General features: G+C 67.6%; 10 protein-coding genes. 5 read left to right on the top strand and 5 right to left on the bottom strand.

Features of this window, described 5'->3' with window-relative positions:
* Nucleotides 1–713 (bottom strand): substrate-binding domain-containing protein (locus LPN03_RS20015; protein ID WP_262455651.1); only part of this gene is annotated, 713 nt, incomplete at its 3' end.
* Between the two features lie 83 nt (nucleotides 714–796).
* On the opposite strand from LPN03_RS20015, the gene LPN03_RS20020 reads away from it, so the two are divergent.
* Entirely contained in the window at nucleotides 797–1,159 is a 363-nt protein-coding gene (locus tag LPN03_RS20020; protein WP_410468625.1) for a DUF5997 family protein, read from the top strand.
* Here the strand turns inward: LPN03_RS20020 and LPN03_RS20025 are convergent.
* The gene (locus LPN03_RS20025) at nucleotides 1,156–2,535 is read right to left on the bottom strand and encodes a flavin monoamine oxidase family protein (protein WP_262455655.1); all 1,380 of its coding nucleotides are present in this window, start codon (nucleotides 2,533–2,535) and stop codon (nucleotides 1,156–1,158) included. The two genes, LPN03_RS20020 and LPN03_RS20025, sit on opposite strands and share 4 nt — an antisense overlap.
* Nucleotides 2,536–2,684: 149 nt before the next feature.
* On the opposite strand from LPN03_RS20025, the gene LPN03_RS20030 reads away from it, so the two are divergent.
* The 4 genes from LPN03_RS20030 to LPN03_RS20045 all read left to right on the top strand — a co-directional run bounded on the left by LPN03_RS20030 (nucleotide 2,685) and on the right by LPN03_RS20045 (nucleotide 6,899).
* Nucleotides 2,685–3,362 (top strand): TetR/AcrR family transcriptional regulator, encoded by a 678-nt coding sequence (locus LPN03_RS20030; RefSeq protein ID WP_262455656.1) that lies wholly within the window; start codon nucleotides 2,685–2,687, stop codon nucleotides 3,360–3,362.
* A gap of 80 nt (nucleotides 3,363–3,442) precedes the next feature.
* Nucleotides 3,443–3,853, top strand: a complete 411-nt coding sequence (locus tag LPN03_RS20035) for a hypothetical protein (RefSeq protein WP_165183323.1) — start codon at nucleotides 3,443–3,445, stop codon at nucleotides 3,851–3,853.
* A 101-nt stretch (nucleotides 3,854–3,954) separates the two neighbouring features.
* Entirely contained in the window at nucleotides 3,955–5,301 is a 1,347-nt protein-coding gene (locus LPN03_RS20040) for an FAD-binding oxidoreductase (RefSeq protein WP_262455657.1), read from the top strand.
* Between the two features lie 56 nt (nucleotides 5,302–5,357).
* Complete coding sequence (locus LPN03_RS20045) at nucleotides 5,358–6,899, top strand: stealth family protein (protein ID WP_262455659.1); 1,542 nt, start codon at nucleotides 5,358–5,360, stop codon at nucleotides 6,897–6,899.
* Nucleotides 6,900–6,955: 56 nt separating this feature from the next.
* Here the strand turns inward: LPN03_RS20045 and fdhA are convergent, their stop codons facing one another.
* From fdhA to LPN03_RS20060, 3 genes are all read right to left on the bottom strand, one after another.
* Entirely contained in the window at nucleotides 6,956–8,170 is a 1,215-nt protein-coding gene (gene fdhA, locus LPN03_RS20050; protein ID WP_165183325.1) for a formaldehyde dehydrogenase, glutathione-independent, read from the bottom strand.
* A 198-nt stretch (nucleotides 8,171–8,368) separates the two neighbouring features.
* Nucleotides 8,369–8,878 (bottom strand): mycothiol transferase, encoded by a 510-nt coding sequence (locus LPN03_RS20055; protein WP_165183326.1) that lies wholly within the window; start codon nucleotides 8,876–8,878, stop codon nucleotides 8,369–8,371.
* Between the two features lie 13 nt (nucleotides 8,879–8,891).
* Nucleotides 8,892–9,183: lactate utilization protein C (locus LPN03_RS20060; protein WP_262455660.1), on the bottom strand; the 292-nt coding region annotated here is incomplete at its 5' end.

Raw genomic sequence — 9,183 nt, forward strand, 5'->3', positions numbered from 1 at the left:
CCCTTGCCGCCCGTAGACTTGCCGCCCGAAGCCTTGGCGCCCTTCTTTGGCGCCTCCGCCTGCTTGGCCAGCACGGACGGCTGCCGGGAGCTGTTGGCCCCGCGGCCGCGCACCACGCCAATGAATTCCTCGATGACGGCGTCAAAACCGTCCGGCAGCGGGGTGTCGGAGTGCAGCCAGGCCAGGCCGACGCCGGATTCCGGCACCCCCGTGACCACGCGGGCCCGCAAGGCCTTGCGGTTGAAGTGCCGGGCCACGGACATCGGCAAAATGAGGATTCCCAGGCCGGCCTCAACCAGGTCCAGGGTCTCCTCCACGGAGGCCATGGCGGGCAGCGGCTTGCGGGTGCCCTCACGGATTTGGGTGGATATGTCCCGCCAGGCGGGAAAGTCGTTGGGGTCGGCCAGGAGGTACTCGTCGGCGAGCTCCCCGACCTCAATTTCCTCAAACGCGGCGATCGGGTGGTCCTTGGGCGCAACCACCACGGACAGCTCCGTATAGAGGGGGATGACGTTCAGCCCGGCCTTGTCGACCGGGAGCCGCACAAAGGCCAGGTCGGCATCCCCGGAGCGGACGGCGTCGAGCTGGTGGTGCTGCGCAACCGGGTCCGCCCGGAGGGGAACCTGGCGCATCCGCTCCTCCCAGCGGTGGATCCACTTTCCGGGGGTCACGCCAGGGACAAAGGTCACTTTGAGTTCACGGGGTTCTGGCACCTGTTCACCCTAACGCACTGCACTGCACGCGCGGCAGTGCCCGGTACCCTTGAACCATGACCATTGAACCGTCGCCCCAAGCCATGAAGTCCGCCACCGCGGCCAAGAAGCTGGGCATCCACCTGCCCGCTGCCCCTGCGGAGTTCCAAGAAAACGCCATCAGCCGGGAGGACTTCAAGAGTTTGCAGGAAAACCCGCCTGAGTGGCTGGCCGAGCTGCGCCGCACCGGCCCGCACCCGCGCCAGGTGGTGGCCCAGAAACTGAACATCTCCATTGGCGGCCTGAACCGCTCCGACATCACCGAGCCGCTCACGACGGCGGAGATCACCGCGCTGCTGCAAGCTCCCCCCGCGTGGCTGGTGGAGGAACGCGCAGTGTTCGCCAAGGCCCGCGCCGAGGCGAAGGTGGCCAAGGAGCGCGAGGCGGCCAAGCGCCCGAAGAGCTAAGCGGCCAGTTCGGCGATCAGCTTTTTGGCGGTGAACTGGCCCATGCGGACGGCACCGTCCACATGCTGGTAGCCCTCGGCAGCCAGGTCGGAGCAGGACCAGTGGATGGGGCCCACGGGGGTGAGCTGGTCCGGTCCGTAGCGGTGCAGGCCGCCAAGGTCATAGCTGGCCGCGTAGGCGCCGCGGGTCCACTCCTCGGAGCCCCAGTCGGACTCGTAGTAGACCACCGGTTCCAGGGCGGCGTCACCGAGGAATTCGGCCAGTGACGCCGTGATTTCCTTCTGGCGCTGCTCGGCGGAGAGGGAGAAGGCATAGTCTGCCTTCTCATCCGAAATGAAGCCGACCAGCGTGCCGCGGGTGTCGCCGTAGTTGGTGTTGTCGTAAACCTCCTGGACCAGCGAGGACGCGGAGAAGCCGGTGCCGGACAGCCCGTCCGCACGCCAGAACGGCGTGTCGTAGACGGCGTGGACCTTGATGACCAGGCCCAGCGACTGGTGCTGGTGCATCTGGTGCTGGCGGCGCGGCAGGGGCGGCTCAAAGGAGACGCGGGAGTATAGGTTCGGCGGCACGGCCATGACCACGCGCTTGGCGGTCACCGTGACGCCGTCGGCAATCACGGTGGCGAGCCAGCCGCCGTCGTTCTTCTCCCAGCGGACGGTGCGGGCCGGGGAGTTGAGGAAAACATCCCCGCCCAGCTTCTCGGCGATGGCGAGGGAGACGCCCTGCATGCCGCCGATGACGCGCTTGTCGAGGATGAAATTGTCGTCCACCAGGTGCGTGAAGGAGCCGGCGGAGGCTGCCATGAACACAGCCTGCAGGGCGGAGAAGGCGTGGGCGGGCTTGGTGAGCATGCCGCCGGCAATGAACAGGCCAATGTTGTTGCAGGCCTCCTCGTTGCCGGACTGGCTGCGCAGCCAGTGGTGGAAGGAGATGATGTCCAGCTCGCGGGCCTGCGGGTGGTTCCAGGGCTCTTGCGGGTCCATGGCGGCGGCCAGCGCGTCCATGGTCTCGATGAGCTTGTTCATCTCGGCCTCGGTGTCCGCGTCGACAGGGAACATTTCGCCGGTGTAGCGGGTGCGGGTGCCGTCCGGGGCCACGTAGACGCTGTCGCCGTCGCGGTAGCGGGAGTAGGTCCCCAGGCCCAGCTCGTCGAGCAGTCCGATCAGGGCCGTCTGGTCCGGGGAGACCCACTGTCCGCCCAATTCCAGCCAGGCGCCGTCAATCGTGTTGTTCCAGGTCCGTCCGCCCACGCGGTCTCGGGCTTCGACGACGGCAACGCTCAGGCCGGCCTTGGTGAGTTCATGGGCGGCCGTCATGCCGGACGGTCCGGCTCCGATGATGACGACGTCGCGCTGAATGTTTGGTGTTGTGGTCATGATTCCCTCTCCGATGCGCCCGCGGTGGCCGGGCCCATTAAATGAATGACGTTCATTTAGAATAGACTGTAACTGACGTCACCCCGTTTGGTAAAGGGGGGTACGGAAAAATTGCGCCCGGGGCGCCTGGTTCGAAGGGGAGAGTGTTCTTGAGCGAGCGTGCCGTGCCCGTGAAACCAGTCCGACGACGGGCCGGCCGGCCCCCGCACGCCCTGCTGGGCCATGCGCAGATCACCAAGGCCGCCCTGGCGCTGGTGACCCGGCACGGTTACAAGGCGCTGACCATGTCCGGGCTGGCCAAGGCGCTGAACGTGGCGCCGTCGGCCCTGTACAACCACGTCAGTTCCAAGCAGGACGTGCTGCTGCTGGTGGAGGATGCCCTCATGGGCCGCGTGGATGTTTCGGCCTTTGCGGACAAGCCGTGGGAGGAAGCGGTGCGGCTGTGGGCACGCTCCTACCGGGACGTGTTCTCCGCCCACCTGCCCCTGATCCCCGTCATTGCGCTGCTGCCTGTGACCAATGCGCCGCAGACCGTCAAGATGTACGACGCCGTCACGGACGGCTTCCTGCGCGCGGGCTGGCCCAAGGAGCGGGTTGTCGACGCCGTGGTGGCGCTGGAATCATTCATTTACGGCTCGGCGTATGACGTCAATGCCCCTGCCGACATCTTTGCCCCCGGGGAACTGGCGGACGCGGCACCCCACTTCACGTCCGCCGTCGCACACCGGCGCAATCCCTCCGGGCACAACGACGCCGATGCCGCCTTCAACCTGGGCCTGGACGCCATGGTGGCCGGCCTCGAGGCGGCGCTGGCGGCCCAACACTAGCCAGGCCGCCCCGGATTCCCTAGGCTGATCGTGGACGCATTTTGGGGCACAAGGCAGCGGGACGAGGCAAGGGGAACACAATGGGTTTGAGCATCAGCAACGCCGCACTTCGCCTGGTGTCGGGGGCGTTCATCCTCAATTCCGGCATCGGAAAGCTCAGCCTGGCCCCGGAACACGCCGCCGGGCTGCAGGCCTCCGCCGCCCGCGTGGTGCCGCAGGTGGAAACGCTGGAGCCTGAAAGGTTTGGCCGCTACCTGAGCTACGCGGAAATCGGGATCGGCGCCACACTCCTGCTCCCCATGGTCCCGAGCCGGCTGGCCGGGCTGGTCCTGGGCGCATTTTCCGGCGGCCTCCTGGCCAACTATCTCAAGTCCCCCGGCCTGACCCAGGCGGACGGCATCCGCCCCACGCCGGCCGGGGTGCCGCTGGCCAAGGATGTGTGGCTGGTGGGCATCGCCGTGGCCCTGGTGTTCCACCGCAAACGCCGGTAAAACTGCCGCTGGCCAGGGTGCGCCTTCTCTGGGATCCTTGGGCATACGCCGCCAAAGGTCCCGTTAGCCGAGTCGCGCGGCCGCACCTTGGAGGAGTAGGCATGGAATCCCTGAAACGAGCCCTGGCCGGCAGCCTGCACCAACCCGGCGATCCGGGCTACTCCGCACTGGCCACGCCGTGGAACCTGGCCGTGCAGACCACCCCGGCCGCCGTGGTTGAGGCCGCCAACGCCCAGGATGTGGTGGAGGCCGTCCGCTTTGCCGCCGCCAATGGCCTTCCCGTGGCGGTCCAGGCCACGGGCCACGGCATTGCCAGCGACCTGGCCGGCGCACTGCTGGTGCACACCGGCCGCCTGGACGAATGCACGGTTGATCCCGCAGGTTGGGCCCGGACCGGGGCCGGCACCACCTGGAAGGCCGTTCTCGCAGCCGGTGCGCAACACGGCCTCGCGGGGCTGAGCGGTTCCGCGCCCGGGGTCAGCGTGGCCGGCTACACCAGCGGCGGGGGCATCGGCCCCATGGCCCGGACATTTGGGGCGGCCTCGGACAGGGTGCGCTCCCTTGAGGTGGTCACGGGGGACGGTCAAATCCGCCACGTCACGGCGGAAACCGAGCCCGAGCTGTTTTGGGGGCTGCGTGGCGGCAAGGGCTCCCTGGGCATCATCACCGCCCTGGAATTTGACCTGCTCCCGCTCCCCGTCATTTACGCGGGCGCCCTCTTCTTCGGCGCGGAATCGGCCGCGGACGTGGTCCTGGCCTGGTCAGAATGGTGCCCCACCCTGCCGCCGGAGGCCACCACCTCCCTGGCGCTCATGCAGCTGCCGCCCCTGCCCGGTGTCCCTGAACAACTGGGCGGCAAGTTCACCGTCGCCGTCCGGTATGTCTTCACCGGCAGCCCGGACGACGGCGCCCGCTGGCTTGCGCCGATCCGTGCGGCCGGGGTCCCGCTCATCGATGCGGTGCAGTCCATGCCTTCGTCGCTGATCGGGGCGGTCCATTCGGACCCCGAGGACGCCCTGCCGGTGCAGGAGGCGTCCTGCCTGCTCGCAAGCTTTCCGGCGGAGGGGGCACAGACCCTGCTGCGGGCCGTGGGCCCGGAGAGCAATTCGCCACAGCTGCTGTTGGAAATCCGGCAGTTTGGCGGCGCGCTGTCCAAGGAGCCGGACGTTGCCAGCGCCCTCTGCCACCGCGACGCCGGGTTTGGGTTGTATAGCGTTGGCGTGGCTGCACCGCCGGCACTGCCGGGCATTGCCGCACATGCCGCGGGCCTGTCCCGGGCGATGGCGGACTGGTCCTTCGGCGGCAGCCTGCCCAATTTTTCCGCCGGTGCCGGCGCGGCGGGCTTTGCCGGCAGCTACACGCAGGAAGTGCTGGCGCGGCTGGCGGGGCTGGCCGGACATTACGATCCCGAGGCCCTTTTCCGTTTGGGGCAGGTTCCTGCGCGGTAAACTCGCAGACAGTGGCCGGTGCAAGGTGCAGGGCCAATTTCCTGGAGGAGCCCGCCTTGCCCCCTGCCGTCCCGTCACCGGCGCCAACGCCCGCCCCGGCGCGGCTCCTGACGAGGCCCGACGTCGTCGAACGCAAGGGGCGGCTGGCCCTCGTGAACCGCACCCTGACCCAGCACCAGGCCATGGTGGCGGACCTGCTGGCCATCCGTGCAGCACTGGAAAGCTACGCGATCCCCTACCTGCTGGTCCGGGGCAACGACCAGCGGCCCGTGCTGGCCATCGACCGCTCCTACCGGCACGCGCTGAAGAATGCCCTGGTGCGCACCTTTGCCGGTGAGCCGCTGTATGCGCGCAGCATTGACACCAAGAAGAAGTCCACCGTGCTGGTGGCGGACGGCACGCTGGCGCTGTCCGGCAAGACCCGCATCCTGAGACTTTTCCGGCCGCGGCTTGAGCCGTCCGGCGGCTTGTTCTTCGGCGCTGATTCCGGCGTTCAGTTGGAACTGTGGACGTTTCGGGCCGGGCAGATCCGCCTGCCCGTTGAGAACTCGCTGACCAGGCGCACCGTCACCGAGGCCGAGGCCCGGCGCGGAACAGTTGAGCTGTACGGGAAAACGTGGCCGACCATTGAAAACATGTTTGCCGACCATGCTTTCGACGTCCGCTTCCCCGTGGACATGGTGTTTTCCTGGGTGGACGGCAGTTCCCCGGAGTACCAGGCGGCCCGCCGTGAACAGGAAGCCGGCGTGGTGCTGGGCGAGGGGGACGGGCACGAGGCCCGGTTCCGGCAGATTGACGAGCTGAAATATGCCCTGCGGTCCATATACATGTTCGCGCCCTGGATCCGCACCATCTACATCGCCACGGACTCCCCGGCGCCGCAGTGGCTGGCCAGGCACCCCAAGGTGAGGCTGGTGAGCAGTGCGGAACATTTTTTGGATCCGTCGGTGCTGCCCACCCACAATTCCATGGCCGTGGAGTCCCAGCTCCACCATATCGAGGGCCTCTCGGAGCATTTCCTGTATTCCAACGACGACATGTTTTTTGGCCGCCCGCTGTCCCCGGACATGTTTTTCACGCCCGGCGGCATCACCCGGTTCATGCTTTCCCCCAACAGGATTGGCCTGGGCGAGAGTTCGGCGGAACGCAGCGGCTTTGAAAATTCCGCACGCGTGAACCGCCGGCTGCTGTGGGACCGCTTTGGCCGCATCACCACCCGCCACCTGGAACATTCGGCGGCCCCGTTCCGCAAGTCGGTCATGGCCGAACTGGAGGACACCTTTGCCGCGGAATTTGCGGCCACGGCGGCCAGCCGCTTCCGGGCGGCAGGGAACATTTCGGTGACCAATTCCCTGTACCACTACTATGCGCTGCTGACCGGGCGGGCCGTGATGCACGCCGAAGGCAGGGGAGTCTACGTGGACACCACCACCCGGGCCGGGCTGGATTCGCTGGGGCGGGTCCTGGAGCGGCGCAACGCGGACTTTCTGTGCCTCAACGACGGCAGCTTCCCCGAGGTGGATGCAGGGGAACGCCGCGAAAGGGTCACGGACTTTTTGGAAAAGTACTTCCCCCTCAAGGCTCCCTGGGAGAAGTAGGCCCTTCCGGGGTGGTTGGGTTTGCCGGGCGCCGGCAAACCCAGCCACCGCGGCAGTTAGTTCAGGTACCCGTTCGGATTGAGCACGTACTTGGTGGCAGCGCCGGCGTCGAACTCGGCATAGCCGCGCGGCGCGTCGGTGAGCGGGATCGCCTTGGCGTTGACGTTCTTGGCGATGTGCACCTTGTCATGCAGGATCGCCATCATCAGGCCGCGGTTGTACTTCATGACCGGGCACTGGCCCGTGGTGAACGCGAGCGACTTTGCCCAGCCGGTGCCCAGGCTCAGCGAGAGGGAACCCTTCTGCGCGGCGGCGTCAATGCCGCCCGGGTCGCCCGTCACGTACAGGCCCGGGATGCCGAGCGAACCCCCGGCCGCGGTGATGTCCATGAGCGAGTTCAGCACGGTTGCCGGCGCCTCGTGGCCCGCGTCCGCGCCATGCCCCTTGGCCTCAAAGCCGACGGCGTCCACGGCGCAGTCAACTTCCGGGACGCCCAGGAGCTGCTCAATCTGTGCGCCGGGATCGCCCTGGGTCAGGTCGATGGTCTCGCAGCCGAAGGTCCGGGCCTGGGTGAGCCGGCTGGCGTTCATGTCACCGACAATCACCACGGCAGCCCCCAGCAGGTGCGCGGATGTTGCCGCGGCGAGTCCCACGGGACCGGCCCCGGCCACGTAGACTGTGGACCCCACGCCCACCCCGGCGGAGACGGCGCCATGGTAGCCGGTGGGGAAGATGTCGGACAGCATGGTCAGGTCCATGATCTTCTCCAAGGCCTGGTCCCGGTCCGGGAACTTCAGCAGGTTCCAGTCGGCGTAGGGCACCAGGACATATTCGGCCTGGCCTCCCACCCAGCCGCCCATGTCCACGTACCCGTAGGCGCTGCCCGGACGGTCGGGGTTGACGTTGAGGCAGATGCCCGTCTTGCGCTCCTTGCAGTTGCGGCAGCGCCCGCAGGAGATGTTGAACGGCACCGAGCAGATGTCGCCCACCTTGATGAATTCAACGTCCGGGCCCACCTCCACCACTTCGCCGGTGATCTCGTGGCCCAGCACCAGGTCGGCAGGGGCGGTGGTGCGGCCGCGGACCATGTGCTGGTCGGAGCCGCAGATGTTGGTGGCGACGGTCTTGAGGATCACGCCGTGGGGCACCTTCCGCCCCACATTGGCCGGGTTGACGCCCGGCCCGTCCTTCAGTTCAAACGTCGGGTAGTCGATGTCAATGACTTCGACCTTCCCGGGGCCCTTGTAGGCAACAGCCTTGTTTCCTGACATGGAATGCACCTTTCCTCGCAATCCGGGAACCGCGTCTGGGCTTCCCGGTACAACAAGAACGCCCCGGCGCGCGCCAAATCAACGAGCGGCAATTCCGTCACCCGTTGCAGGGTGCGCGAATTTCACTGGAAAAATCCGGGGTTGTCGCCAGTCTAGGACGGAAGCTGTGAATATGTAAGGGGGGCCGGCGCCGGGGGCTCAGGAACCCGCCGGGAGGCCCTTGACGTACGCCGCCTGGCCGCCGTGCTGGACGCCGTCGTCCACGATGCTGATGAGCCGCACGCCCAGCGTCACGGGCGGGTTCCACCGGCGATCCACCACCCGGTCCAGGTCCCCGTCGGAAAGGGAGCCGACGTACGCCTGGCTGGCGGCGGAGACGGCGTGCTGGTATTCGGCGAGCAGGCCGGCGTCGCCCACCCGGACCGCGTCCACGTCGGAGGAGCTGTGGCCGTAGCCGGTGTCGGCAGGGTCCAGGGCGAAGCCAAAACGGTCCGCATAGCCGCCTGATGCCCAGACCGACTCCGCGCCCGCCACGTCGGCGATTTGTTCGTCCTGGCCGCGGCTCAAGTGCCAGACCAGCCAGGCGATGGAATTGCCCGTGCCGCCCGGCCGGCGGTTCAAGGCCTCGCGGTCCAGCCCGGCCAGGACCCTCGCGACAATTCCGTCGACCCGGCCAAACGCATCCACCAGCAACTCAGAAGTCTTCATGGCTGCCATGCTGTCACCGCAGGATGAGCACGTCCAGCGTCCGGGGTCCGTGGACGCCTTCCACGCGTTCGAGCTCGATGTCGCTGGTGGCGCTGGGGCCGCTGATCCAGGTTTGCGGCCGGGTTGCCTCCAGGCGCGCAATGGCCTCGGGCAGCACCTCCACAACCTGCCCGGCATGAAGCACGCAGATGTGCCGGTCGGGCACCAGGGAAATGATGCGCCGTCCCTGGTCCGGGCTGCCGTCCAGCATGATCGTGCCGGTTTCGGACAACGCCACGGCCGCGGCCGTGACAACGGCGTCCACG

Source organism: Arthrobacter sp. A2-55 (assembly GCF_025548615.1).
In the GTDB taxonomy this organism is placed as follows: Bacteria; Actinomycetota; Actinomycetes; order Actinomycetales; family Micrococcaceae; genus Specibacter; species Specibacter silviterrae.